Source organism: Vibrio sp. 10N.222.55.C6 (genome assembly GCF_041473395.1).
Lineage (GTDB): Bacteria > Pseudomonadota > Gammaproteobacteria > Enterobacterales > Vibrionaceae > Vibrio > Vibrio crassostreae_C.
On record NZ_JBFRSD010000970.1, the window covers coordinates 1 to 314 of the forward strand.

The 314-nt window shown below is 47.5% G+C and carries 1 protein-coding gene; it reads left to right on the plus strand.

Going from position 1 to position 314, the window contains the following annotated elements; all coding sequences use genetic code 11:
- Positions 1-314, plus strand: a 314-nt coding sequence (locus AB4486_RS27110) for a hypothetical protein (protein ID WP_372119878.1), incomplete at both ends; no start/stop codon positions are given.

Below are 314 nucleotides of genomic sequence, written 5' to 3' on the forward strand. Positions count from 1 at the left end.
GCAGCATGGTGATTATGAGTACGACCCTGTATTGCAATTGCTTGGGTTTACACGTACCCCTGGCGATAGTCTGGATGGGCTAGCGGCGTCTGTGCTTAAAGCAGGCCAAGCGCTTGAGAAGGGGGCTTTTAACGGAATGATTCCACATCCTTCAGTCTTGCCACTTCTAAAGGGTAACGTGGGCGAGTATTTAGTTCTAACCCTGTTGGAAGAGCTTGGGATAACACCGCTCGCAATAGATGAGGTCATTGAGCAGATCGGTAAACGTGCCTATGAATTATTTGATATGTATGTCGTGGTAGATAGTGTTCTGA